General features: G+C 49.6%; 25 protein-coding genes and 1 pseudogene. 6 read left to right on the top strand and 20 right to left on the bottom strand.

The window, feature by feature from the left end; translation table 11 throughout:
- Window positions 1–24: 24 nt before the first annotated feature.
- Together PAEVO_RS12420 and PAEVO_RS12425 are read right to left on the bottom strand one after the other, a co-directional pair.
- Window positions 25–276 (bottom strand): YolD-like family protein, encoded by a 252-nt coding sequence (locus PAEVO_RS12420; protein WP_100537828.1) that lies wholly within the window; start codon window positions 274–276, stop codon window positions 25–27.
- Between the two features lie 399 nt (window positions 277–675).
- On the bottom strand, window positions 676–1,884 hold the full coding sequence (locus PAEVO_RS12425) for a GTP-binding protein (RefSeq protein ID WP_100537829.1): 1,209 nt from the start codon (window positions 1,882–1,884) through the stop codon (window positions 676–678).
- Between the two features lie 610 nt (window positions 1,885–2,494).
- Here PAEVO_RS12425 and PAEVO_RS12430 point away from each other — a divergent pair.
- The 3 genes and pseudogenes from PAEVO_RS12430 (at window position 2,495) to PAEVO_RS12440 (ending at window position 3,711) form a co-directional block, all read left to right on the top strand.
- Complete coding sequence (locus PAEVO_RS12430) at window positions 2,495–2,833, top strand: DUF1801 domain-containing protein (protein WP_100537830.1); 339 nt, start codon at window positions 2,495–2,497, stop codon at window positions 2,831–2,833.
- A gap of 24 nt (window positions 2,834–2,857) precedes the next feature.
- Window positions 2,858–3,175: pseudogene (locus PAEVO_RS12435) on the top strand (ArsR/SmtB family transcription factor).
- Between the two features lie 29 nt (window positions 3,176–3,204).
- Window positions 3,205–3,711, top strand: coding sequence for an SRPBCC family protein (locus tag PAEVO_RS12440; protein ID WP_100537831.1), 507 nt, complete (start codon window positions 3,205–3,207; stop codon window positions 3,709–3,711).
- A 138-nt stretch (window positions 3,712–3,849) separates the two neighbouring features.
- Here the strand turns inward: PAEVO_RS12440 and PAEVO_RS12445 are convergent, their stop codons facing one another.
- The 3 genes from PAEVO_RS12445 to hxlA form a co-directional block, all read right to left on the bottom strand.
- Window positions 3,850–4,269, bottom strand: coding sequence for a winged helix-turn-helix transcriptional regulator (locus tag PAEVO_RS12445; protein WP_100537832.1), 420 nt, complete (start codon window positions 4,267–4,269; stop codon window positions 3,850–3,852).
- An 82-nt stretch (window positions 4,270–4,351) separates the two neighbouring features.
- The gene (gene hxlB, locus PAEVO_RS12450; RefSeq protein WP_100537833.1) at window positions 4,352–4,915 is read right to left on the bottom strand and encodes a 6-phospho-3-hexuloisomerase; all 564 of its coding nucleotides are present in this window, start codon (window positions 4,913–4,915) and stop codon (window positions 4,352–4,354) included.
- Between the two features lie 6 nt (window positions 4,916–4,921).
- Window positions 4,922–5,554: a 3-hexulose-6-phosphate synthase gene (hxlA, locus tag PAEVO_RS12455; RefSeq protein ID WP_100537834.1), complete on the bottom strand. Its 633-nt coding sequence runs from the start codon at window positions 5,552–5,554 to the stop codon at window positions 4,922–4,924.
- Window positions 5,555–5,942: 388 nt separating this feature from the next.
- Between hxlA and PAEVO_RS12460 the strand changes: the two genes are divergently transcribed.
- Window positions 5,943–6,485 carry a P-loop nucleotide/nucleoside kinase family protein gene (locus PAEVO_RS12460; protein ID WP_100537835.1) on the top strand — a complete coding sequence of 181 codons (543 nt, stop codon included), beginning with the start codon at window positions 5,943–5,945 and terminating at the stop codon, window positions 6,483–6,485.
- A 223-nt stretch (window positions 6,486–6,708) separates the two neighbouring features.
- On the opposite strand, the gene PAEVO_RS12465 is transcribed toward PAEVO_RS12460, so the two are convergent.
- The 11 genes from PAEVO_RS12465 to PAEVO_RS12515 all read right to left on the bottom strand — a co-directional run bounded on the left by PAEVO_RS12465 (window position 6,709) and on the right by PAEVO_RS12515 (window position 20,446).
- The gene (locus tag PAEVO_RS12465; protein ID WP_207797504.1) at window positions 6,709–7,737 is read right to left on the bottom strand and encodes an ABC transporter substrate-binding protein; all 1,029 of its coding nucleotides are present in this window, start codon (window positions 7,735–7,737) and stop codon (window positions 6,709–6,711) included.
- A 102-nt stretch (window positions 7,738–7,839) separates the two neighbouring features.
- Window positions 7,840–8,808, bottom strand: a complete 969-nt coding sequence (locus tag PAEVO_RS12470; protein ID WP_071220346.1) for an ABC transporter permease — start codon at window positions 8,806–8,808, stop codon at window positions 7,840–7,842.
- Between the two features lie 34 nt (window positions 8,809–8,842).
- Window positions 8,843–10,342, bottom strand: a complete 1,500-nt coding sequence (locus tag PAEVO_RS12475) for a sugar ABC transporter ATP-binding protein (RefSeq protein ID WP_100537836.1) — start codon at window positions 10,340–10,342, stop codon at window positions 8,843–8,845.
- 133 nt (window positions 10,343–10,475) lie between these two features.
- Window positions 10,476–11,456 carry a substrate-binding domain-containing protein gene (locus tag PAEVO_RS12480; RefSeq protein WP_100537837.1) on the bottom strand — a complete coding sequence of 327 codons (981 nt, stop codon included), beginning with the start codon at window positions 11,454–11,456 and terminating at the stop codon, window positions 10,476–10,478.
- A complete protein-coding gene (locus PAEVO_RS12485; RefSeq protein ID WP_100537838.1) occupies window positions 11,453–13,249 on the bottom strand; it encodes a sensor histidine kinase in 1,797 nt (598 codons plus the stop codon). Before PAEVO_RS12485 ends, PAEVO_RS12480 begins: the two co-directional genes overlap by 4 nt.
- Window positions 13,246–14,865: a response regulator gene (locus tag PAEVO_RS12490; RefSeq protein ID WP_100537839.1), complete on the bottom strand. Its 1,620-nt coding sequence runs from the start codon at window positions 14,863–14,865 to the stop codon at window positions 13,246–13,248. Before PAEVO_RS12490 ends, PAEVO_RS12485 begins: the two co-directional genes overlap by 4 nt.
- Window positions 14,866–14,985: 120 nt before the next feature.
- Complete coding sequence (locus PAEVO_RS12495; protein WP_100537840.1) at window positions 14,986–15,528, bottom strand: NADPH-dependent FMN reductase; 543 nt, start codon at window positions 15,526–15,528, stop codon at window positions 14,986–14,988.
- A 103-nt stretch (window positions 15,529–15,631) separates the two neighbouring features.
- Window positions 15,632–17,344 carry a VOC family protein gene (locus PAEVO_RS12500; protein ID WP_100537841.1) on the bottom strand — a complete coding sequence of 571 codons (1,713 nt, stop codon included), beginning with the start codon at window positions 17,342–17,344 and terminating at the stop codon, window positions 15,632–15,634.
- Window positions 17,341–17,901: an NADPH-dependent FMN reductase gene (locus PAEVO_RS12505; RefSeq protein ID WP_100537842.1), complete on the bottom strand. Its 561-nt coding sequence runs from the start codon at window positions 17,899–17,901 to the stop codon at window positions 17,341–17,343. Before PAEVO_RS12505 ends, PAEVO_RS12500 begins: the two co-directional genes overlap by 4 nt.
- Window positions 17,902–18,081: 180 nt before the next feature.
- A complete protein-coding gene (locus tag PAEVO_RS12510; RefSeq protein ID WP_100537843.1) occupies window positions 18,082–18,747 on the bottom strand; it encodes a response regulator in 666 nt (221 codons plus the stop codon).
- On the bottom strand, window positions 18,725–20,446 hold the full coding sequence (locus PAEVO_RS12515; protein WP_100537844.1) for a GAF domain-containing sensor histidine kinase: 1,722 nt from the start codon (window positions 20,444–20,446) through the stop codon (window positions 18,725–18,727). The genes PAEVO_RS12510 and PAEVO_RS12515 overlap by 23 nt, the downstream gene beginning before the upstream one ends.
- A 439-nt stretch (window positions 20,447–20,885) precedes the next feature.
- On the opposite strand from PAEVO_RS12515, the gene PAEVO_RS12520 reads away from it, so the two are divergent.
- A complete protein-coding gene (locus PAEVO_RS12520; protein ID WP_006211013.1) occupies window positions 20,886–21,167 on the top strand; it encodes a CD3324 family protein in 282 nt (93 codons plus the stop codon).
- 143 nt (window positions 21,168–21,310) lie between these two features.
- Here the strand turns inward: PAEVO_RS12520 and PAEVO_RS12525 are convergent, their stop codons facing one another.
- From PAEVO_RS12525 to PAEVO_RS12535, 3 genes are all read right to left on the bottom strand, one after another.
- Window positions 21,311–21,847, bottom strand: a complete 537-nt coding sequence (locus PAEVO_RS12525; RefSeq protein ID WP_100537845.1) for a hypothetical protein — start codon at window positions 21,845–21,847, stop codon at window positions 21,311–21,313.
- A gap of 20 nt (window positions 21,848–21,867) precedes the next feature.
- The gene (locus tag PAEVO_RS12530; protein ID WP_100537846.1) at window positions 21,868–23,358 is read right to left on the bottom strand and encodes an amidase family protein; all 1,491 of its coding nucleotides are present in this window, start codon (window positions 23,356–23,358) and stop codon (window positions 21,868–21,870) included.
- Window positions 23,359–23,579: 221 nt separating this feature from the next.
- A complete protein-coding gene (locus tag PAEVO_RS12535; RefSeq protein WP_100537847.1) occupies window positions 23,580–23,993 on the bottom strand; it encodes a DUF4183 domain-containing protein in 414 nt (137 codons plus the stop codon).
- A gap of 432 nt (window positions 23,994–24,425) precedes the next feature.
- Here PAEVO_RS12535 and PAEVO_RS34320 point away from each other — a divergent pair, with 432 nt between their 5' ends.
- Complete coding sequence (locus tag PAEVO_RS34320; RefSeq protein WP_243390751.1) at window positions 24,426–25,022, top strand: DUF4183 domain-containing protein; 597 nt, start codon at window positions 24,426–24,428, stop codon at window positions 25,020–25,022.
- A 62-nt stretch (window positions 25,023–25,084) separates the two neighbouring features.
- Here PAEVO_RS34320 and fucU read toward each other — a convergent pair whose 3' ends face one another.
- Window positions 25,085–25,513: an L-fucose mutarotase gene (gene fucU, locus PAEVO_RS12545; RefSeq protein WP_100537849.1), complete on the bottom strand. Its 429-nt coding sequence runs from the start codon at window positions 25,511–25,513 to the stop codon at window positions 25,085–25,087.
- Window positions 25,514–25,559: the final 46 nt, after the last annotated feature.

Genomic DNA, 25,559 nt, shown 5'->3' on the forward strand with positions numbered 1-25,559 from the left:
TCTCCTTTTTCGATATGCTTCGGATTAGTCCCGAGGATAATTCACTTCCATAATGTCCATAAAAGGAACCTTTGTAATGACGCCATGCTGTTTCATATGCACCTTCCCTGTGCGGGAATCCATTTGATCGATTTGTCCGCGGACCGCTTCTTCCCATCCCCAGACCGTCAGTACGATGACCGATTCCTCCTGGTATGCTTCCGTAAGCTGATTTCCGAGCTCTTCTAGTACAAACTCATCTCTAGTGGGTCTCTTTGGAACTTTTGCTTTTGCCATAACCTTGTCCTCCTGCTTTATGTTGTTCATGCGTCAGCATTACATTCTCAATGAAAACTGAACTTTTAAGATAACTGAATTAGGAATCTACTTCCTATTATACATGAAATACGATTCAGAATACTTGGGACAGCGGAATGAAGGATTAGAATATGCGTATAAACAGGGAATAACTTGTTGAACTTTCCATGACAAATATCCCCTTTAAGTAAACTGTAGCGCTCTTCTTCAGCACTGTCTACGAAAAGGGGATCATATTCTAGAAAACCTGATCATGTGGGAGATGTTAATCCGACATTCATCAATACGCTCTGTATATCAAGAACAGCAAAGCCACTACGAGTGGCCCCTCAACTGTTCGTAATTATTACGATTAATTTCATTCAAAAAAATATAGCCTTACAGCGATAGCTCTTCGATGGCCATCCATGGCAGCGGATTATGAAAAGTCGACCAATCCAGCTGCATTTCCTGATCGTTCAACAAACATTCGTCCAGCTTCTGTTCGATTTGGGTCTGTTCCATCCCAATCCCGATCATCACGAGCTCCGTCATCCGATCTCCCCAGGCGCCATCCCATTTTCTCTGCACATCCGGCTCACTCTGAATCAGCTCCTGCTGCTCCTGCTCGGTTAAAGCAGCCACCCAATATCCTGCAGGCCCGAATTGAATCGAAGGACCGGCCTGACTTAAACTTGCCGCAACATCCTCACGTACAGCCAGCCAAGCGATCCCTTTTGCACGTACGACCTCTTCCGGCCAATCACTCAAGAATTCTGCCAGGCGCTCCGGATGAAACGGTCTTCTTCTCCGATATACAAAAGAGCTGATGCCGTATTCATCCGTTTCCGGCACATGCTCTTCCTTCTGAAGCTCCTGAATCCAGCCGGGGGACTGACTGGCTTTTTCAAAATCGAATAAACCGGTATTTAGAATTTCCGTAGGAGCGACTTGTCCTTTCTCGGTGCGTATGATTTTGGCGCTTGGCTGAAGCTTACGAAGGATGCCTTCCACCTTGGCCAATTCATCTTCGCTTACCAGATCGCATTTGTTTAGTAGCAGTACATCACACATTTCAATCTGGTCAATCAGCAGATCCACGACTTCCCGCGTATCCTCATCGCCCAGCGCCTCCTTTCGATCGAGCAGGCTTTGGCCCGAAGAGAAGTCTTTCCAGAACCGGTTCGCGTCCACAACCGTCACCATGCAATCCAGCCGGGCAAGGTCGGACAACTGGACGCCGGACACCTCATCCGGATAGACAAAGGTCTGCGCAACGGGCACGGGCTCGCTGATACCCGTTGATTCAATGAGGATATAATCAAAACGGTTTTCCTGTACCAGCTTCTGAACTTCCTGCACCAGGTCTTCCCGGAGCGTGCAGCAGATGCAGCCGTTGGACATTTCGACCAGCTTCTCATCCGTTCGGGACAGACTCCCTTCCCCTCGAACCAAATCCGCGTCAATATTCACTTCGCTCATGTCGTTCACAATGACCGCTACCTTCAATCCATCGCGATTATGTAGCACATGATTCAGCACCGTCGTTTTGCCTGACCCGAGGTAACCGCTGAGTACTGTAACCGGAATCCTATTGTTGTTATTCATCTATTGAACTTCCTCCATTCGTTAATCGTAATTATTACGATTTATACGGTATGATATTATATCTCCTCCGTTAAATTGTCAATCCTTCCGTGCAAAATAACTTTCCTTCAAACAAAACAAACCTCCGGCATTTGTGTGCCGGAGGTTTAATTCCTCACTATTTTCAACTTTTATCTTGTTAGCCCAATTTCTTTTGGTCAAGTGTCACTAATCGTTTGTATATATAATATGAATCATCTCAAGACGAAAAGGAGAAAATCGCCATCACTACCACATGAGGAGAGAAGAAGATCAATATTAATATTAAAAATTGATAATGAAAAACTTAAGGCGAGAAGATTTACGCCACGATCGTATGCCGCATTCATGCAGCCGTGCGTGTCATTCTCGCATTTTCTATGCTTACATAGTATTACGGTAAAACTATCATGTGGTACTCAACATACGGTAAACTACTCTCGATTGTTCTCACTTTATAGTCAAATTTAGTTCAGTTACAATCCTCTAAGGAGGCAATATTCAATTCAAAATATTCCTTTACAGGAATATTCCCTTGATGGTATATTATAATCAATCATTGGTTAATCTTCACAAATAAGGAGGATAAGATATGAGCCAAGAAGTAATTTCGTTCATTGAAAACCTTAGTCTGCCATGGCAAATAGAAGTCGGCAAAAAGCTTCGACTCATGGTCCATGAAGCCATTCCGGAGGTAGAAGAACGGATTCAGTACAAAAAACCGCATTTTCTAAAAAACGGACATTATGCAGCTGTGATTTCACCATCAAAAGATGCAATCGCTTTTATGATCATGAACACAACAAATCTAGAAGTCCCCAAAAATTTCGATGGTCCACCCGAACGAAAATGGCTTAAAATTCGAAAAGATGATACTCCAGACTATGAACTGCTATCTGAACTGTTAGTTCAAGCATCAAGTTCGTTGTAATAACTAGATCGGGGGTAAGGTCCTATGAAACAGACAACGTTGAACGCACTAGCCGAACCTAACCGATTACAGATTGTCGAACTATTATGAGAAGGTCCTTCAACCGTCGGTCAGATTGCTGATCGTCTTCATATCCGGCAACCTCAGACTTCCAAACATTTAAAAATATTGTATGAAGCAGGACTGGTAGAAATCCAAGCAGAGGCTAATCGACGCATTTATAAACTACGTCCTGAACCGCTTCAAGGGATGGACGAATGGTTGGAATCGTTCCGCGGTATTTGGGAGAAGCGCTTAGATCAACTTGAGGATTATTTGGAAAAATTACAAAAGAAAAGGTAGCAGTCGCTACCTTCTTAGGAGGAATTCAAATGACTGAGCAAAGCAAACAAGGCTTACTTCTGTCACGTGTTTTCAATGCCCCTCGAGAACTGGTTTTTAAAGTTTGGACCGACCCTGAACACTTCGGCAGATGGTGGGGGCCTCAAGGTTTTTCCTTAGAAGTTATTAAAATGGATGTACGTCCTGGAGGCATGTTCCTAGGTTGTCAGAAGTCTCCGGACGGCAACCAAGCCATGTGGGGTAAATTTGTATATCAGGAAGTTATCGTTCCTGAGAAACTGGTATTCGTTCAATCATTCTCAGATGAGGAAGGTAACACGATACGTGCACCTTTTAACGCAAACTGGCCGCTTGAAATTATGAATATCATCACATTTGAAGAAATCGAAGGAAAAACGACGCTTACCATGCAGGGAGGCCCTATAAACGCAACTGCGGAAGAACTGGCAGCGTTTGATGAAATGGCTCCAATGGTGAAACAAGGATTTGGCGGTACTTTTGATCAACTCGCTGAATACCTCGAAAGCCAGCAATAATTACATTGATCAAGGAAGCGCAAACCAACTGCGGCGAACCTATTTGTTCGCCGTTTTTTAATTCTTCAGAATTCAGCATCCCTCATTTAAAAAGCCCCCTTAAAATTTAAGGAGGCTTATCCATGCATATTCGAGAAATTACAGCTTTTGGGCGACTGCTTGTTCCGCTGCCTGTTCATCGTCTTTATTCTCAGGCAACTCGCCGTCTTTCCAGATGACCTGTTCGCCGTAATCTTTTCCCCAATCGTACATCAACTTCAAAATTGGCATCAAGCTCTCCCCATAAGGCGTGAGCGAATATTCGACTCGAGGCGGAACCTCGGGATAAACCATGCGATGAACGAGCTGATCTTCCTCTAGTTCACGCAGCTGATTGGTCAGCATTTTTTGCGTGATGTGGGGAATCATTCGGTTCAGTTCACCGAAGCGTTTAACGCCCTCCAAGCCAAGATGCCATAGGATGATCAGTTTCCACTTGCCGCCGATGACCGCCAGGGTTAACTCCTTATGGCAGTTTATTTCCTTCAGATTAATTCGCTGCTTGACCTCGTTTGCCATAAATGCATCACCCCTTCTTGCCTATAGTATACAACGGGTGCGGGCATATCAACAAAAGTGGAAAACATCACATGATAGCACCTTATTCCAAATTGGCGTGCAGGCCAAACATTTGGTCCGAGTGGAGCTCACTCTTCTCCATTAATCTCAAGATAACCGCATCGAGCACGATCAGCATGCTTTGCTCAAATAATGAAGCCATCGGTTGAACGGTGACGAGAGTATCCTGATTCTGCTCCTTCGTTGTGCCCGGAAGCTGAACCATGGCATCCGACAGCTGACCGATACGTGATTCGGGTTTCACCGTTACGACCGCTACGGCCGACCCGATATCCTTGGCTTTCTGAGCCATCGCCACCAAGCTCTGCGTTTCGCCGGAGCCTGAACCGATAAATAGTAAATCCCGCGCGCCGATGGCCGGAGTTACCGTATCACCGACGATGTGCACCTTATATCCCATCTGCATTAACCGCATCGCAAATGCTCGGATCATCAGACCAGATCTGCCGCCCCCTGCCAAGAAAATAGCATCGGATTGCTCGATCCGTTCAATTAATTCCTCGATCTGGACAGCATCAACCTGCTGTATGGATTCCGCGATTTCCTTGGCAACGACGGCTGCTTGTTGAAATATCTTTTGACTCATTCTGATTTAAGCCTGCTTCACAAGTTGGTTCATTTGAGCCGCTGCAACCTTCTTGTCCGTCTGGCTTGTAATTCCGCCGCCGACGATGACGAGATCGGGATTCGCCTGGATCACCTCAGGGAGCGTCTCGATTTTGATTCCTCCCGCAACGGCGGTCTTCGCATGTTTAACGACACGTTTGATCGCAGCCAATTCCTCGAATGAGTTTTTACCCTCCGCCTGGTGATCGTATCCGGAATGCACGCAAATGTAATCGACGCCGAACGCATCAATCTCCCGTGCTCTTCCTTCAATGTCCTTTACGTTGATCATATCCACCATGACCTGCTTGCCTTGCTTGAGGGCTTCCGCCACCGCGCCTTTGATCGTGGAATCGTCGGATACGCCCAGCACCGTAATGATATCCGCGCCCGCTTCGGATGCCTTCATGACCTCATAACCGCCCGCATCCATAATTTTTAGATCGGCCAGCACGCGCAGATGCGGGAAAGCCTCTTTAATCGCTTTTACGGCATGAAGCCCTTCGTTAATGACAACCGGCGTGCCGATCTCCACGATATCGATAAACTCGGCGACTTCAGCCACCACTTGTTTTGCTTCCGGAATATTCACCAAATCCAATGCCAATTGAAGTTCCATATTGTCAATCTCTCCTTATGAGTGTATTGGTTAATAACTACACGATTATTGTAGAGTAGACAGTTTACTTTACGGAAGTACGTACTTATAAGTGAGATACTTACGTGGAAGTAAGTAATATGGAGGGACAAGGGTTTTCAGGTTTTCGTTTATTTACGAATTTCCGTCTAGATGCTGGTAAAAAACAATTAAGCCTGTTTGTTCACTTTTGCCCAGTCTACGGCTGTGGTTTAATATAGTTGTCAGGCCGGACAAAATGATCGGAAAGGAGGCTGAACGAATTGATTCAGAATATGGAGGTGGCATCCGCATAAGCGGGTGTCACGTTTAAGGGAGCCCCTCATAGGGCTCCCTTCATTTGTAATCCAATCAAACTGGAGGAAACACGATGTCACATTCACGTAAACCAGCGGTTATCGTTGTCACCGGCGTCATGGCTTCCGGTAAGTCGACGGTAGCCCAGCTGCTGGCCGATAAGTTTGAACGCGGAGTCCATTTGCGGGGAGACTCGTTTCGGAGAATGATTGTCAGGGGAAGGGAAGAAATGCTTCCGGATGCTTCTGACGAAGCGGTAAGACAGCTTTTGCGCTACAGGTTATCCGCCTCCACTGCCAGAACCTATGCCGAAGCCGGTTTTCATGTCGTTCTGCAGGACGTCATTCTCGGCCCGGCGCTGCAACAAATAACCGAAATGCTAAACGGCCTTCCCGTCTTCGTTGTTGTGCTGAACCCATCCGAGAATGCCATCAGCGCACGCGAGTTGATTCGTGACAAAAAAGGTTACGGGGTATGGACCATCCATGAGTTGAATCGGCGGTTGACCGACGAGACGCCGAGAATTGGCCTGTGGCTGGACACCTCCGATTTATCTCCTGAAGAAACGGTTGAAGAGATTTGGAAGCGGATGTGGGACGAGGGGCAGATCCGTTAACATAAATCCGGTATCATTCATGACAAGGCTTCCTGGTAAAAAACAATTAAGCCTGTTTATTCACTTCATTCTCGCCGCCAGCCATGGTTTAATATAGATGTCCGGCTGGACCAAATGCTCGGAAAGGAGGCTGAACGAATTGATTCAGAATATGGAGGTGGCATCTGCGTAAGCGGATGTCACGTTAAGGGGAGCCCTCTATAGGGCTCCCCTTCATTTCATTTTACTCATAGATCACGGCTTTGATCTCGTCGCTGTCGATATTGTTTTTGTCGTACCAGTAGAATCCCGTATCGATCTGCGGCTCGACCTTCTCCCCTTTGACGGCCGCCACGGCGGCTTTTACCGTCTCATATCCGATGCCGACCGGATTTTGCGTGATGGCTCCCGCCATGGTTCCGTTCTTGATCGCGTCAATCTGCGCTTTTCCGGAATCGAACCCGACCACGATTATCTGGCCTTCCTTCTTCATCTCCGTTACCGCATTAATGACGCCGACGGCGGAGCCCTCATTCGCCCCGAATATCCCCTTCAAATCCGGATGTGCCTGCATCATGGCTTTGGCCAGGTCCGTCGATTTCAGATGATCGCCGCCTCCATATTGAATGTCTACGATCTCGATATTCGGATACTTCTCTTCGATCTGCTTCTTAAAACCGTCGCGGCGGCTAACCCCGGTTACGCTGGTCTGGTCATGGACCACCATCGCGATTTTACCTTCATTCCCGATGAGCTCCGCCATTTTATCTGCCGCAAGCGCGGATGCAGCCATATTGTCCGTCGATGCCGTCGTGACCGGAATGTCGCTTTCCACGCCCGAATCGAAGGCGATGACCGGGATGTTGTTTTCCTGGGCTTTTTTCAGATAAGGTATGGAGGCCTGGCTATCCAATGCGGCAAAGCCGATCGCGCTTGGTTTCTTGTCGAGTGCTGCCTGCAGCATTTCGATCTGCTTATCCACCTGGGATTCCGTCTCCGGTCCTTCAAAGGTAATCCGTACGCCAAGCTCTTCCCCAGCTTGCTCGGCACCGGCTTTTACCGCCTGCCAGAATTGGTGCTGAAAGCCTTTGGAAATGATCGGGATGTAGATTTCTCCTTCGGCTGCAGAACTGGAACCTGAACCCGATCCGCCCTCGCTTGGATTGTCGGTTCCTCCGGCAGCGTTATTGCCCGATGAACCGCAAGCCGCCAGCATACTTGCAGTCAGCATGAGAATCAGAGCCAATACGGATAGCTTTTTCATAATCTTCATCTCCCCTTGTTTATCAAAATAGTACATCTATAGAACTTCCATCCAAGGAAGCTTCTAACCCGTTAACATTCGGCTAACTTAGCGCGGAACGCAGCTCTAACATTACGCTTTGCGTCTGCGCAAAATATCCGCATACACCGCGAGTATGATAACGAACCCTACGACAACGGTTTGCCACTCCTGCGGCACGGACAGAATGCGTAATCCATTCGTCAGCACACTCATGATCAAAGCGCCGATCACCGTACCGATGATGGTCCCTTTCCCACCGCTGAGCGAAGTTCCCCCGATCACGACCGCCGCGATGGCTTCCAGCTCATACCCGGCGCCCAGGGCCGGATTGGCCGAATTCAGCCTCGATGCCATCATGACACCGGCCAAGCCCGTAAAGGCGCCGGTTAGGGTGTAAATGACGATTTTCCAGAAGCCCACATTGACGCCGGACAATCGGGTCGCCTCCTCGTTGCTGCCCAGTGCAAAGTTATACCGGCCGATAATGGTCTTCGATAAGATGAGGTAACCCACAACCGCCGCAATGAAGAAAATAACGACCGCATTCGGAATATCAAGGCCCGGTATCAACCAGCCCAGCACACTGCCTTGGGACACCTCGGCAAAGCTTTCCGCGTCGTTGAAATAGACCGGCTTGGCTCCGGAGATAATCAGTGCCAGCCCTTTGGCAATCATCATCATCGCCAGCGTTGCGATAAAAGGCGGGATCTTCATCTTCGCCACTGCCGTTCCCGACAGAAGCCCGCACAGCGCGCCCGTTAAGATGCCGCCAAGGATGCCGACAGGTACCGGTAATCCCCAGAAGGTGATGCATACGCCGGTCATAACGCCGCTCAGCGTCATGACCGTCCCGACGGACAGATCAATGCCGCCGGTAATGATGACAAAGGTGGATCCCAAGGCCAGCACGCCAATCACCGCGGTCGAAAGAAGAATGCCCACGATATTGGAGAACTGAAAGAAATTGCTGGATGAGAACGTAAAGAATAGAATGAGAACGACCAGGCTGGCTAGGGCCAGCACTTGCTGAAGCGCGCCCGATTTGATTTGAATGTTCATCTGCTTATTCCTCCTAACGTGTATGGATAACGGCTTACATTCTTGCTGTAGCCAGATGCATAATGCTTTCTTGGGTCGCCTCTTCTTGATCCAGCTCGCCCGTAATCCGACCTTCACACATCACGAGAACCCGATGACTCATCCGAAGAATTTCCGGCAGCTCTGAGGAGATCATGATGATGGATTTGCCCTGTGCCGTTAGATCGTTCAGCAAACGGTAGATTTCGCTCTTGGCCCCTACATCGATCCCGCGCGTCGGTTCGTCGAAGATCAGAATGTCGCAATCGCGGGTCAGCCATTTGCCGATGACGACTTTCTGCTGATTGCCGCCGGAGAGGTACTTTACTTCCTGGTCCACATGCGGTGTTTTGACCTTCAGTCGTTCGACCATATCCTCCGCCTGCTTGCGAATCCTGGCCGTACTCATCCAGCCCCCGGGACGCACGAAGTTACCGTATGACGCAATAGCCACATTGCTCTTCACATCCAGATCAACGACGCATCCATAGCGCTTACGATCCTCGGATAAATAACCGATCCCTTGGCGCACCGCATCGTGGGGGCCCTTGATCGTTATTTTGCGGCCATGAACGTGGATCTCGCCGGATTGAATGCGGTCGGCACCGAAGATCGCCCGGGCAAGCTCGGTCCGCCCCGCGCCAACCAGCCCTGCAATGCCAAGGATTTCTCCCTTTTTCAGAGTGAAGTTAATGTCCTTCAAAGTTCGACCTTGATTCAGTCCTTTAACCTCCAATACCGTCTCACGTTCACCTGCGCTCCTCTCCGGCTTCGAGGTCTCGTAGATTTGCCGGCCAACCATCTTGGAAATAATGTCCTGGGTGGTAACTTCAGCTGTGGATACCGTATCGATATACTGTCCGTCACGCATTACCGTAATGCGATCCGTAATTCGCTTGATCTCATCCATCCGGTGGGAAATGTAAACGATTCCAACTCCGCCTTCGCGAAGCTGGCGAATGATGCGGAACAAATCCTCAATCTCGGTTTCGCTTAAAGCCGCCGTAGGCTCATCCATGACCAGCACGTCGGCGCTATAAGACAACGCCTTGGCAATCTCCACTATCTGCTGCTTGGCCACCGTTAGTTCCGAAACCTTGATGGATGGATCCATGTCCAGGCCCATCCGCTCGAACAGTTCCTTCACTTGTCGGTTTAGCGCCTGATCATCCAGAAACAATCGGAGCTTTCGCCGCGGCTCCCGCCCGATGAATATATTCTGAGCAACTGTCAGATCGGGCGCCAAGTTCAATTCCTGATGGATCATGCTGATCCCCGCGTCTTGTGCCGCTTTCGGATTCGTTAACTCCACGGGCTGCCCCTTGTACGTGATCGTTCCTGCATCCTTCTGGTATACGCCGGTCAAGATTTTCATCATGGTTGATTTGCCAGCACCGTTCTCACCCATAAGCGCATGAACCTCACCACGCAGCAGTTCAAATCGGCAGTTATTTAATGCAAGCACGCCCGGAAATTCCTTCATGATTCCTTCCATCTGTATCAATACTTCGCTCAAAGCCCCTCACCTCTCTAGCTGGCACCTTTTATGAATCATTGTACAAAGCGTTCCCCTTGCGGAGGAATGGAATATTCTCTGATCGATGTTGAATAATCTATGATCTGTTAACAGGACCCCATAAAGGAAGAAGCTACTCTTCCACAAAGGGAAAGAGCAGCTTCTGGTTCTCCTCGGTATACATATTGTCTTTGTTGATGACAACGGAATCGGTGTACACGTTGCGTGACACTTTGTCTCCATCGATGATGGATACGGCTGTTTTGATGCCTAAGTAGCCGATGTTGAAGGGTTTCTGAACGATCGTGGATTGCAGGACTCCCTCTTCGAGCAGCCTGACTTCCTTCACCGAGCTGTCGAATCCGACCAGCTTGACCTTGCCCCCCAGCCCCAATTCTCGAATCGCTCTGCCTGCCCCCACCGTTGAAGGCTCATTCAGTCCCACGATCCCATTCAGGTCAGGCGTCTCCAGCAGCAGCTTCTTCGTGATTTCATAAGCTCTCTCCTCCTTGCCCTCGCTGTAGTAAGTACCCACAATTTCCGTGCCGCTGCGCTGCTCCAAAATGCTTCGAACCCCTTGTTCCCTCTCAATCTGCGTCGAGGTGCCCCGTACGAAACTGATAATAGCAACCTTGGCATGTGCCGGCAGCCGCGAGGAAAGCTCCTTGCCTGCCTTCTGTCCCGCATGAACATTATCGGTCGCGATTAAGCTCTGCGCATAATCACCGTTAACGGCGGAATCAATCATAATAAGCGGGATGTCAGCTTTGCGAATCGACTCCGCAACTGGAACCAGACGGTTATAATCAGCGGCGGCCAAAACAATCGCATCCGGCTTCTGCTTGATGGCTTCCTCCAGCAATTGAATCTGCAAGTCGACTTCGATTTCCTGCGTGGGTCCTACCACCGAGACATCCACGCCGAATTCACGAGAAGCTGTGCTCACCCCTTCAATCAGCACCCGCCAGAATTCATTCTCATCCAGGGCTTTAACACCCACGATGATCTTCTTGGTACCGGGGTCTTCCTTGGACCAGTGATAAACCGCGTAACCCAGAATAAGAACCGGAACCAGCAGCAATAAAATATATCGCAGTCTCATGTACGACTTCATGGCACATCCCCCTCCAAGCTCCGCCATTCATCCGGATGAACGGCCGGAATAACCAGCGTTACGATTGTCCCCGATCCCGGCGCGCTCGCATAGCTAAGACCATATTCCGTTCCAAAATATAACTGAATCCGCTGATGAACATTTGCAATGCCAACGCTGTTTCTCGATTGTTTGCCCCCTGTAGAGGTTAATAATGTCTCAACTTTGGACTGATCCATCCCGATGCCGTCGTCCTTGACTTGAAACTCGATGCGGTTATCTCGACACTTGCCCGTAATCGTGATCGTACCCGGACCTTCTTTGTTCTTGATACCATGATAAATGGCATTCTCCACCAGCGGCTGCAGCAGCACCTTCAACGTAAGATAAGGGTAAAGTTCGCGATCCATATCCAGAGCAAACCGGATTTTGTCCTGGTATCGCATTTGTTGTATTTTTAAATAATTCGTTATATGCTCCACCTCGGTAGCAATCGGGATCATTTCCCTCCCTTTGCTGAGCGAAGCTCGAAACAGCCTTGCTAAAGCCGATGTCATCAGAATCACCTCATCATGCTTCTTACTCTCGGCCATCCATATAATGGAATCGAGCGTATTGTAGAGGAAATGGGGATTGATTTGGGCTTGCAGGGCATTCAGCTCGCTTTTCCTCTTAATCTCCTGCTCTACCACGATCTGATCCATCAATTCCTTCACCTTCAGCACCATCACATTGAAGCTGCGGGCTAGACCCGAGATTTCCCTGGAATGCCCCACGGGAACCCGGATATCAAAATTCCCCTTCTCCACTTCCATCATTTTTTCTTGGAGCTTCTTGATGGGACGCGTCAAGTTGCGGGAGATGACGACGGAGAACAGCACGCCGACGCCAAGGCATAACAACCCTGCTATGGCAAAAGAAAGCTGCATCTGCTTCTTATTGTCCACCAGCTCATTCTCATAAAAAACGCCGACGATTTTCCAGCCGAAATCCGTATCCTTGATGCTGTATATCCGGCTTGCCCCGCCATCCTTCACGACAAATCCCCCTTCCTTGTCCTGAAGCACCTGCTCTAATCTCTCCGTCTTCAAATTGCTGTAGAGCAGCTGCTGCTGCGGGTGATACACAATCCGCCCTTGACGGTCAATCACGAACACGTAGCCCCGGTTCCCCAGATCCAGCTTGCTGAGCATATCGTTAATCACCTTGAAGTTAAGATCGATCAACAGAATGCCAAGCCCATTCGAAGGATTCACGCCGCTGAGCTCGCGGCTCAGTGATACGACCCAACGGTACTCTCCCTTGATGACCGGCTGTACATGGGACGAAGAGATCACCGTCTGTCCGTTGTTTTCCTTCGCCTGCCGATACCAGGGCTGCTCCGATATCACAATATAGGGATTCAGTTCGGCGTCCGCCCGATCGGAGATGAAGGTCCCGCCCGCTCCAAAAATATTAATCGACGCAATATCTTTGCGCGAAACCCGAATCGAGTGGAAATATTCCGATATCTTCGCTTTTAATATGGCTAGTTCCGCAGGCTGCAGTTCATCGGCCAAGGCAAGATATTCCCTCACATTCGGGTTGTTCATCGCCGCCAGCGAGATGTCCTTCATCCCCGTAATGTAGGTTTGGATATTCGCATTGACTTGATTGATCAGTTCGGAGGTATAACTCTCCGCTGTTTCGCGCACAGCCGATTCGGACAGCCGATAGGAGATAAAGATCAGCAGCAGCGCCGTAAACAGCACCAGCATCACGAAGGAGCTGGCAATCCGGGATTGAATGCTTTTGATTCGCTGGGGAGCCTTCATGGACTAACCCTGCCTGACGTCATTTTATTCCGGTACTCCGTCGGGGTATCTCCGGTATGTTTCTTAAACAGCACGCTAAAATATTGAGGATCCTGATAACCGGTTTTCGCCGCAATTTCATAGGTTCTCATCAAGGAATGCTTCAGAAGTTCCTTCGCTTTCTCCATTCGGACTTCCGTTACGTATTCAACGAAGGTCTTCCCGGTATGCGACTTGAACAAAGCGCTGAAATAACTCGTGCTCATGTAGATCCGGCTGCACACGGTCTTAATCGATAACTCCACATCCTCGTAATGCCGCTGAATGAAATCGACCGCCTCCAGCATCTGGGTGCGGGTCATGTCCTTTCTCGTCTTGGCAACGTCCCTTAGCGCTTGTTCACACACCTCATTTAACCAATGCTCAATCTCATCCAGTGAACGAAAAGAATACAAATCGGACAGCAGCCTCTTCTCCTTGCCGATCAGCTCGTTCTCATTGCTGCCGATTTCCATCAAGGTTTGAAGAACTGCAAGCATCACTCGTACGATCCGCACATAACACAGGTCGATCGAAATTGAAGCGCTTCCAAGTTCCTTGATCAGCTGCCGGATGCTCGCCTTCACTTCAGCGTCCGTACCGGCCCGGATCGCAGAGATTAGCGCTGACTCGGTTTCGATCCCATCCTGGAGAGGAGCGTTCCCCCGCTTTTCAAGATCCGTGATATGGATCACCTGATCGCGGCCGATCAGGAGGCGGTATTCCAATGCAGCTTCCGAAGCTCTGCAGGAATAACGGATATCCTGAAGGTCGCGGCACATCGTTCCGAGGCCCAGCGTGACCGTGAATTTCATGAACTGTTTCGTAGATCCGCGAATATCCTCCGCCAGCTTCTGCGCCCGAGCTTGCAGCTCCTCCTCGCCGGAGCCCGATAGAATGGTCATGACTTTGTTCTCCTTGTAGCGAAAAACGGCTGTACCGGGCTCTCCCGCCAATATTTCCTGAATGATGTTGTATAAGGCAAAAGCATACAGCTCATGATCGACGTGCTGTTCATCCGAACGTCGCTCATCCATATCCGCTGCCATTGCGATATAAAGCGGCCCCGGAAGCGGAATATCAAAATAAGACAGCTTGCTCTCGATCTCGGATCGCTTCATCGGCGATGACGCCAGTCGTTCAAGAAATCGTTCCTTAAGCAGGACCAAACTCTCATTCAACTGATGCTTGAGCCTCTTCAAGTGCTCCGTATGTCCGCGTTCCTCATCCATTTCCAGTTTGAGTTTATCTAGCATCTCCCTTAACTCCGCCGAAGTAACCGGTTTCAAAATAAAATCCGTGACCTGCAGCTTCACCGCCTGCTGGGCATATTCGAAATCGTCAAACCCGGTCAGGATGATGATCTTCGTCTTTGGAAAACGTTCCGTAATATGGCGGGACAATTCCAGGCCATCCATGTACGGCATGTTGATGTCCGTTAACACAACATCGGGTGGATGGCGGGTTACAGTCTCCAATGCATCCCTGCCGTTCTCGCAATCCCCGATGCATTCAAAGCCATGATCAGCCCACTGAATCCGATTTCGGATCCCTTCCCTTACGATCGGTTCGTCGTCCACAATAAGAATCGTATACAATCAAAGCCTCCCCCGTTCAAAAGCAAATCGCATTTGCTTAGGTTATCTCGTGTTACGAGGTGAATATTACAGGAAAAGCCCTTTGGCAGGCAACTGCCAAAGGGCTCCATGACTACGTATTTATTTGCGGGTGTTCATCCACGTAATGAAATTGTTCACCACGATATCAAGGAAACCGATCGTCGGCTCATGAATCAGCTTGCCGGACTCATCCATCTTCTCATGTACCGCTCCGATATATACTTCATTGTTCGGAAGCAGCGGCGAAGTAATGCCAACAGAAAACAGAATATCCCGGAGATGTTCTTGAGCGCGAACGGTTCCAAGCTGTCCCATCGACGCCCCCATGATCCATGAAGGCTTCCCGTTCATGACCTTATCGACACGCGATAACCAGTCGAGCGCGTTCTTGAGTACGCCCGGTATGGAGTAATTATACTCCGGCGTGATCCACAATACCGCATCGGCGGCAGCAATCCGCTCTTTGAAATCCTTGACGACCGCAGGAGGGTCCAGCTCAATGTCTTGATCATAGAACGGAAGATCTCGAAGCCCCAAGATTTCAAACGCAATCTGATCCGAGTAGCGCTGCTTCAAATATTCTGCCAGTTTCATATTGTACGACTCTTTTCTAATGCTTCCTACAACGATTGCGACTTTCATGATACCCTCCAGTTCTATGCCTTCTTAGCATATTTCAATCTATTTTTAACAACTAATTTTTAGCCTAACACCATATATTACCAATGTCAAAATATCCATTGCCCTATTTCATCAACGAGAGTAGTTTACACACATCTCGCTCCATATCTTCTCTCCGTTCAGGCGGCACATATTGGAGCAGAGCCAGTGCCGCATAAGGCACCTTGATGGCATGCGGATCTTCATACCGTTTACTCCAATAAGCCGAATCCATAATCGAAGCTTCTTCAGGTGCCTGAACCCCCTGATTCAAAAGCGTTTGTGGCTTTAAACGGTTGAGTTTCATTTGCAGCCGGTGATTGCTTTGACCAAGCTTGGCAAGCTGAGCATATCCGAGCCGTTCCAGCTCAATCAATGCGTGGGCGTGGGTAATTCCATGCTCAAGCTCACCTGCAAAAAAGTAGTACTTACCTTCAACGTGTTGATCCGGCAGCACGTGATCCAACTCGGATAAAGCACGCCCAGCCAGATCGGATGCATTCCGGTACGGCGGCTCGTCCGAGAGCCGGATTTCGGAACGATCCAGCTTCGTATAATCTTCGATTCCGTAATACCTTGCAAGCTTATGTTCAACGGCCGCATCTTCCATCAGCTTGAGTAAGCCTCGAACGATAGACGGCGTCAGCAAGTCCGGACGGTCCCGCAATGCTTTCAGTCCCAAGACGGCCAGGGTAACACCATGTCCGGAGGTGCTCAGATTCGTCAGATTAGGCAGCAGCCCTTCAATCAATTGATTCATTAATTCAGGCTGAGCAGGCTCGGCAGGATAGGGTTCGAACCAATCTTCATGCTGACTGCGCAAATGCCGGCAATTGGCGGCCAATCCCTTCCGTACATCTTGCGGCAAATCAAACTCCTTCTGCATATAATAAGCAGCCAAATACGCCCCGCCGACATGTCCTTCAAACCAGCCAACCTCGCCGCCGCGGCTCAAGGCCGTAAGACCATCCTCCAAATACCGGTCACTAATGACCGAATTCACCTCCTTCCCTTCGATGGCACTCGGCAGATTCAGCCGGGCTGCAATGTCTTTGGGAAAGCTTGTTATCTTCATTCGGATGCTGTAACCATACATTCTAAAATGCAATCCATCCTTGTTATCCGAAACGATCATCCGCCAATCCAGAGTGGAACGAACCCGGTCCAGAAACCGTTCGTCTGTTACTCCGTAAGTTATCTCCAAGGGTGGTGCCAGCGCATACATCGAAATCGGAATCCATTTGCGCTTCGTTGATACAACAACGGCATGGGCTGTTCCTCCAATGGCAAAAGCGAATTGCTCCGACTCCTTGGCGATCGTTAATCCGAGCGTCCGCTTCATCCACAATCTTGCGGCTACCGGATCTTCCACGGGCAATCCCACCTCCCGCAAATACAGGACGCCATAGGTGCCGTTTGGCGCCAGTACCCCTTCCTTTAGATCATCATGCGCGATAAACTCAAGCAAGTTTCCATCACCATCCTTGAAGTACACGTTCACACCGGATTCGAAGCGCTCAACCACTTCGCCATCAGGCCATTTCAACAAAGGTACCTGCTCTGCGAGCTTCTGGATCAGGGATTCAAACTGAGAATAAGGCACTTCAAACGCGATATGGGCAGGAGCTATAGGTTCATACGCTTCTTCAAAAGCGAGCGTGAAATCCGGTGTAGGCTGAAATACGACCTCAACCTCGCTTTCACTTGCAATCGGGAAGTGAAGCAATCCGTTGTAGAATTGTTTCACGCCCTGAATGGAGACCGTTTTTAATTTCAATCCGGCAAAATGAGTGATCATGAGGTTTCAACCTCCTCTTTACTGCTGATCTTCTTGACCAGCTCCATAAAGATGGATAGCGCCTCTTTAGCCCGATAATCCAGCACAATCGTGCCTTCTGCCGCTTCGGATTCGTAAATGGCACGCTGAGAACCGCCAATGGAGATCCATTCCGGACTATTAATTCCGTGCAAATTGCGTATGGTAGCCTGCATTTGCTGCAGTGAACTCACGCCGACCGCCCCTCCCGCCGAGCTTACCGATAGAACCGGTTTACCCGAGAAATGCATCTGCCCCAAATGATCCAAAGCGTTCTTCAAAACTCCGCTCATCCCTCCGTGATACTCTGGGGTAGTCAAAATAATGCCGTCCGCCTCCATTAATAGGCGCTGCAGCTCGCGCACGCCATCATGGCGGTTGAATATCTCGTCAGGCGAGTAGAACGGAAGCGGTGTTTCATACAGGTTAAACAGCTTCACTTCCACGAACAACCGATTCATTTGCGCTTCCAAGGCTTTGGCCAGAACGGTGCTTGTTGCTTCCTTACGATTGCTGCCAGCTATAATCACGATTTTCATGGTACAGCCTCCTTTATTGGTATCCAATGTTTTGTTAAGTACATTGTAGAGGAGGCAGGCCATGGAAATCGTCAACATTTAGAGTGATTTTACGAGCAAAAGCTCTCATGCCTTCGGCTGAGAGCTTCTACAACTATAGTCTTAGATATTTACCGTTATGTAAGCCAAATACAGCAATCCTTATACGATTCCATGCTTGAGCGCATAAATGGCCGCCTGTGTCCGGTCGGAAACCCCCAGCTTATCGAGCAGATGGCTGACATGGGTTTTAACCGTCTTCTCGGTGATGTAAAGCGCTTCGCTGATTTCCCTGTTGTTCATACCCGATGCAATCAGCTGCAGCACCTCCTGCTCCCGGCGGGTAAGTTTATCCAACTGCGCAGCCTCTTCCTGATGGCCGGACGCGCTGGTCTCATCTGCTCCCGCCGGCGATGTAACATGTGTCATGAGCAGGCCTGCCGCATCCGGATGCAGTTCGACTTGGCCTTCATTTACACGCCTGATCGCAGCCACCAGATCCTCAGGCTCGATATCCTTAAGAAGATAGCCGCGTGCGCCTGCCCGAATGGCTGGAAGAACATGGTCATAATCGATAAACGAGGTCAGCACGATGACTTTAATGTGAGGCTGTTCTTTTTTTAACCGTGCGGTCGTATCGATTCCGTTGAGGATCGGCATATTCAGATCCATTAACACGACATCGGGATTTAGATGTTTGGCCGTCTCCAACGTCTCCTCGCCATTCGCGGCTTCGCCAACCATCTCGATATCCGGCTGCGTCGCCAGAAAAACCTGTAGCCCCCGGCGTACCATGGCGTGATCGTCAGCGATCAACAATCGGATCATCCGTTATCCCCCCATTCTCTGTTGATCTCACCCTTATGGGCAGCGAAACCTCAATGATGGTTCCCTCTCTGTACACACTGTATAGACGGAATTGTCCTCCGAGCGATTCGGCCCGTTCCCGCATGCTGGACAACCCTATCGAATGTCTTGTCAGTTCGTTCAATCGTTGCTTGGTAATCCCGCGGCCATGATCTTCGATCCGAAGTTCGACTTCATTGTCCTGCAGGGTTAATACTACCGTTACTTCCATTGTATCCGCATGCTTGCTAACATTGTTCAGCGCCTCTTGACCAATCCTCCACAATGCTTCTTCCACGATCCGGGGCAGGTCCCGTATCCCGCTGATATGTGAACTTACATGGAGCTTCAAACGTTCGCCGTATTGTTTCAGGCCTGTCATAAGCCCTTCCTCAAGTCCGGGTGGGCGAAGCTGCATGATCAGTTCCCGCATTTCCTTCAGCGCGCTTTGCGATAACGACTGAATATCGTGGATCGTGTCCTGGAGCAAGCTTCTCTGCTCATTAGGCTCCGCAGCAAGCATACTCCCTACACCCTTGGACATCATCACCAGCGAGAACAGGGTTTGACTTACCGAGTCGTGCAGGTCTCGGGCTAGACGATTTCGTTCATCCATTCTTGCGAGCGCGCGCCGGTTCTCCTCTAGACGAATGCGCTGAAGTGTCATGCCGATATGTTCAGCCAGTGCCTCAATCACCTCCCTATCCGCCAGGTACGAATTCCCATGATGATCGTACCCTACCAAAAGCAGTCCAAAAGAGGTGTCCCCGGCAGCCGCCAGCGGAACCGCAACTGCTCGGGGGATGGATGAAATCCATCCCTGTTCCACCAATAGATCCGCAAGCCGCTGCGCGTCTTCGGCACTGACGACCGGATCCTCAGAGACCCTTCCCTTGCCAGAACGGGTTTGAGGAGTTTCAGCAAGCCGAAATTTAGCATGGGGCAGCGTTGTCCGCCCTCCGCTGTATAGAGCACGAAGTGTCATTTCATTGCCGATTGGCTCCAACAATGCGGCAACCGGCCAGTCAAAGTAACGGCCCATTAAACTCATGACTTGATTCGTTAATTCGGCCCGATTAACCGCTTGGGAAGCATAAGCACCGAGAGCGCTGCTATATTCCCCAAGCCGGGCAAACAAATCCGCACGGCGCTGCTCAGCTGCGTAGAGCCGCATGCGCTCAATGGCGCTGCCAATTTGGTAGGCTACTGATTCCAGCAGTGCCAGTTCCTCTTTGGTGAAATGCAGCTTCCCGGGTGCAGCCACATTCAGTACGCCGAACCTGCGGCTGCCGGATCGCAGCGGAACGGTTGCATGGTGGGTTATGCCTTCTGTATCGCCCCATTGATACCGAACGGCGTTATCCAGACGTTTGCAATTCAAAATGTTCACTGCATTTTTCAGACGTCCGTCATCGTAACGCTCCAGGCACCAGCAGCTGCCGCATCTCATGGGTTCATTATTATCCCGGCTCAGGGCAGGTGGCAAATTCCGGCTGGCTACGAATTCATGCGTTCCCTGATCTTCCACCAGGAACAGCCAACCGGTCGTAAGTCCCGTTAGCTCCAGCAGCTTGGCAATAACAACGTCCAGCATGGGGGCAAGCTCATTGGACTCGTTCAACGTTTCTGCGATCGTCTTCAGCGTGATTAACTCCTGAATATGCGGATCGTGATTGGACATACACGAAAGCTCCTTCTTTTTTGCATTCTGAAGTAACTATATTATATAATCCTGTCACACACCATCAAAATTCCCTATGAGTCGTTCGGGTTTTTCTCAGATCGTTCACCTCATGAATTTTGGTAAAAAACAATTAATATTGTTTTATCTCTTGCAAATTTCCATCTACATATGGCTTAATATAGAAGTCGGGGCCGACGAAATGAGCTGAAAGGAGGCTGATTGCAATGATTCAGATCCGTGAGGTGGTATTCGCGTAAAGCGAATATCCGTTAAATGGGAGCCCGCTGCGGGCTCCCTATATCTATTTTTAAATTCAAAAATCCAACAAATCCAACAAAAACCAATTTCACGAAAGGAGGAGGGCAAGCATGATCAATGCAATTGTTTTGAAACTCAGCGATAGCTTAAATATGTATACAGAAAGAGGAGGGCATCGATGGGCCATTACAAGAACGGAAGAGAAGTGCTTCCCCCCGAGCTGCTGCAGCAAATTCAACAGTATATAGATGGAGAATTACTCTACATACCGAAACAGAGCGAGCAAAGAGCCGGCTGGGGAGAGTTAAGCGGTTCCAAACAACGCATCGAAAGTCGAAATAAAGAAATGTATCGCGCTTATTGCAAAGGACGGTCCATTGAGGAATTGGAACGGACCTACTTCCTGTCTGGAGAAAGCGTGCGCAAGATCATAAGTAAACTTACCCGCGTAGGGACCTGAATCGATGAGATTTAACGGTCTGCATACGGATTAACATAGGACTGTTCCCCTGGGGCGCAGTCCTTTTCATTTTATATGAACGTTACTCCATCACAGAAAATGCCCGACTGTAAGCGAATCTACAGTCGGGCATTTTTTATACCCTAGTGATCTTCCCGCTTCTCCCCCGCGATGTCCCAGCGATGGCGAAATTTCTCCAATCTCGGGTGCAAGTACGGCGGCTCGGACAAGAGGATTAGCCTCAGCTTCACGATCCATTCCTCGAATGAAGAAAAGGATGCAAACACATTAGCTACTTCAGGAGTCAGGATCAGAAAATGGGGACTTCCGTATTTCTCTACCAGATGACGAAGCGCGGTATCGATCGGCGTGTATTTTTTCCGTTTCGACTCGAAGGGTTCAATCACAACCGATGATCCCCCATGCTCCTCTACCCATTCCTGAAGCTGTTTCTCCCGCTTGTAATAAGGGCTTACCGGCTCCTTGAACATCCGCCTTGCCGTCTCTTCATGCAGCGGATACAACACCAATTTTACAAATGACCGCTCTTCTAAAATGGCAGCCGCCTGCTCTAAATCCTTCTGGACCTGCTCAAAGAGGTCATAAAATATTAAGGTTCCTTTGGTTGTGGGCTTCGGGGGCTCGTAACCGTAAGGAACATACTCCAAATTGCGCGGCATGATGGAACATCACCTCTCTTCTACTCTGACGACTGGGATGACAGCTTCGGTGGTACGCGATGCTGGGTAGCCTGCTCAAAGCCGTAGGCTAATTGGATCAGCACGGGCTCGCTATATGCCGTCCCGATGAACGTAATGCCCTGTGGACCCTTCGTGATATATCCTCCCGGTGCTATGATGCCCTTCTCGGCATAACCGCCGGGAACGGTTACCGATGGATACCCTGCCCGGGCAGCCAGATCCGGTCCATATTCATTACCCAGAAACAGCAGGGCGTCCAGCTGATACGCCTGCAAAGCATGGTCAATCCCTCTCGCTCCCGCCATTTCTTTGTTCTTCTGCTTGCTCTTAAGATACGCTTCTTCGGTCAGCGTGCCGCTCGTTTCCTCGGCCCAAATCAATGTGCCCTGTCCATATTTCAAGGCAATATCAGCGTGTGCCTCATTATAAGCGATAACCTCGGCCAACGAATGAACCGGCAGGGACTCATCCACGTTTGCCAAATAATCATTGACATATTTCTTGAACTCATAGCGAAGGACATTAGCATCCCATTGGGTATCCTGGCAGGGCAACTCCACCGGATCAATAATGGTGGCTCCTTGGTCCCGCAGCACTTCAATCGCGGACTCAACAATATTTAGTCTATCCCGATCGAGGTGCTTATAGTAGTATCGGGGAATCCCGATTCGAGCTTTCCTCAAATAACTCGAATCCAGAAACTTGGTATAGTCCTCAACCCTATTTTGAGGATTTATCTGGGTCACTTCGTCCAGATCATCGCTTCCCGCGATCGCGCTAAGCAGAATCACGGCATCTTCCACCGTTCTGGTCATTGGACCTGCCGTATCCTGCGTATGGGTGATGGGTATGATGCCTGACCGGCTTACCAGTCCGATCGTCGGCTTAATGCCAACCAGACTGTTCTGGCTGGAAGGACTGATAATCGATCCAGATGTTTCCGTCCCGATGGCGGCTGCGGCCAAATTCGCCGCCACCGCAGCACCGGAGCCTGAGCTTGAACCTCCAACAAACATTTCGCCAGGGCCGTAGGGATTTAACGTAAGCCCATGTCTTGACGAGAATCCTGCCCACATCGTCGGTGACATGAAATTCGCCCACTCGGTCATGTTGCTCTTGCCCAAAATAACAGCACCCGCCTTACGCAGCTTCGCTGCAACATAGGAGTCTTTCGTGGCAAACGAATCGGCAAGAGCGATGGAGCCGGCGCTCGTATGCAGCCGATCCCCGGTGTCGATATTGTCTTTAAGCAGGATGGGAACTCCGTGCAGCAATCCTCTTGCACCCTGGTCCTTGCGCTCCCGATCCAGCTGCTCGGCAATTTGCAGCGCTTCAGGGTTCATCTCAAGAATCGAGCGGAGAATTCCATCGTATAACCTGATCCGCTCCAGATACAATTGAACCAGCTCTACTGAAGTCATCCAACCCTCTGCCATCGCATGCTGCATATCCGAAATGGTTGCTTCCACAATCCATGATTTTTTATCCATGATCCTATATAGTCCCCCTGACTTATCTTTCTGACCTTACGGTAGGTGGTGGGGATTAACGTTTCATATTGTAGCCCCCAAACGTTTCATGTTCTTAATGAAATTCGGGATTCAGGCGCAAAATTCCTCTAATATATGTAACCTTGAGTCATAAACAAGGGTTACCCCTTTCTTCTTAATTTAGGGGCAACCCTTGGTTTATAGCCGCTTCGATTCTATTGTTAACTAATGATCGTAATGACCGGCGCCGATATCGTCGGCTGTGTCGTGATCGCGGATGCTGTATTCGTGAAACTGGCGATTTCCAACAAAACCGGTATTCCCGCTGGAACATCCGTCGTATCGAGCACCAAGCTGGCAGTTGTTAATGTCGATAAGGCAAGCTGTTGCAGCATGCCGTTAATATACACATTAAAGTATTCTGAACCTGTCAACGCGGGGAACGCTGTCACGGCTGCTTCGGCATCATCAACAAAGCTCGTAGCCGGCATGGTAATCGAGTCTGCTCCAATCATAGCTTCATCTATCAGAGCAAAGTAACGGGTTACAGCTGGCGTTACCGTTGTTGTGATCGTTCCGCCTGTTGCAACGGGAACCGTTGCGACAGCGGTAATGATAGGTTTAATAACAGGCATATCATCACTCCTCCTAATTAGGGATGTTAAAACTATGAGACTGTGCCACATTATCATTAAATGTTAGTTTTTGAGTTTTGATTCTGGCATTCTCCCTATTAAAGCAAAAATAAATTAGAGAAAGGCATATGATCTGGTCAATATATCCGTAAGCAAAGGATATATGTCCACTCGACTCCCCCTTCAATGACATAAACTAAGTACATACATTCATTCGGGGCGGTGATAAGACTGAAAACTCCCGTGATTAAACGGAAGCGATATCCAAGATTAAAATCCACTAGGCATCAACAACGCAGGAACCACAAGAAGCGTAAATGTAAACATGTCGTATCACCTGGCAATAGAAAAAAAATCCGACCGTGCAAATACAGGCCCGATCATTCAAGCATCATCCCACCTGAATGGTCGGAAAGACAACGGGGAAGGAGCTTGGAGGGATTACCTGGATTGCCTGGTCAGCCAGGTAACCCAGGGCTTCAAGGCGATCCAGGCATTCAAGGGCCTCCAGGCACGCCAGGTCTTCCGGGATCCGCCGGACCAGCAGGCATTCCAGGTCCGATAGGTCCCCAAGGGCTGCCGGGTACCCCGGGTATTCAAGGCATTCCCGGGGCTCAAGGCATCCCAGGTCCTCCAGGTCCTCCAGGTCCTCCAGGTCCTCCAGGTCCCCCAGGTCCCCCAGGGCCGCAGGGCATCCAGGGATTACCGGGAAGCGTGATCGTGCCGGAGATCATGGTGCTGCCGACCACGCTTCGTTACTTTTACGTATTGATGTCCGAGGTTAGTCTGGATGCTCCCTTCGCCATATCTGCCCAGCAATTTACGGATGATGACGGAAATCCATTTCAGAGCATCGAGGTCGGTCCGAACACCTCCTCAACGGTTTATATCAACGGCATGATTCAGGAAGGCCGAATATACACACTCTCGTCGGAAGCATTAACCTTGTATTCTCCCGGTGATGTGCTCCAGGCCGGCACACCGATTGTGCTGGAGGTTTTGTATCTCACCGTTCAGGTGGTGGCTTGAGCGACGCGGCACAAAGAACCCCGCTGCAGCCGGGCAGCGAGGTTCTTTGCATTTCATGTTATTTAAATGACAACGCCTTTTTTGAGGATAACATTTGCATACAGCGCTTTTTCGCCTGTCGACACGATAGCATACGCATTTTTTGCCCGTTCGTAGAACGAGAATCGCTCTACCTCATCAAATTCTATGGGCACGGCGTGAAACTGCTGCACGATCTCACGGTATTCATCCCAGATTGGAGTTTCTACGGTATCCCCCGGCGTCACGGCCATTAGCGCTACCGGGGATTCAACATACGTATCCAGCGGAAATAACGGCAATATCGCGTTTAATAACGCAGGAATCCCGTGTCCGTCTGCCCGGACCAACCGCTGGGCATGACTGGCTGCCGGAAAATTGGCATCGCCGAGCACAATTTCATCCGCGTGCCCCATCTCCATTAGAATCTTCAGCAGCTCAGGAGAGAGCACATGAGATATGCCTTTTAGCATGATATGACATCCTCCTCTATCGAATTTAAATGTAAGGCTTGGATAT

The sequence above is a fragment of the Paenibacillus sp. GM2FR genome, assembly GCF_002803325.1.
GTDB classification, from domain to species: domain Bacteria; phylum Bacillota; class Bacilli; order Paenibacillales; family Paenibacillaceae; genus Paenibacillus_AQ; species Paenibacillus_AQ lautus.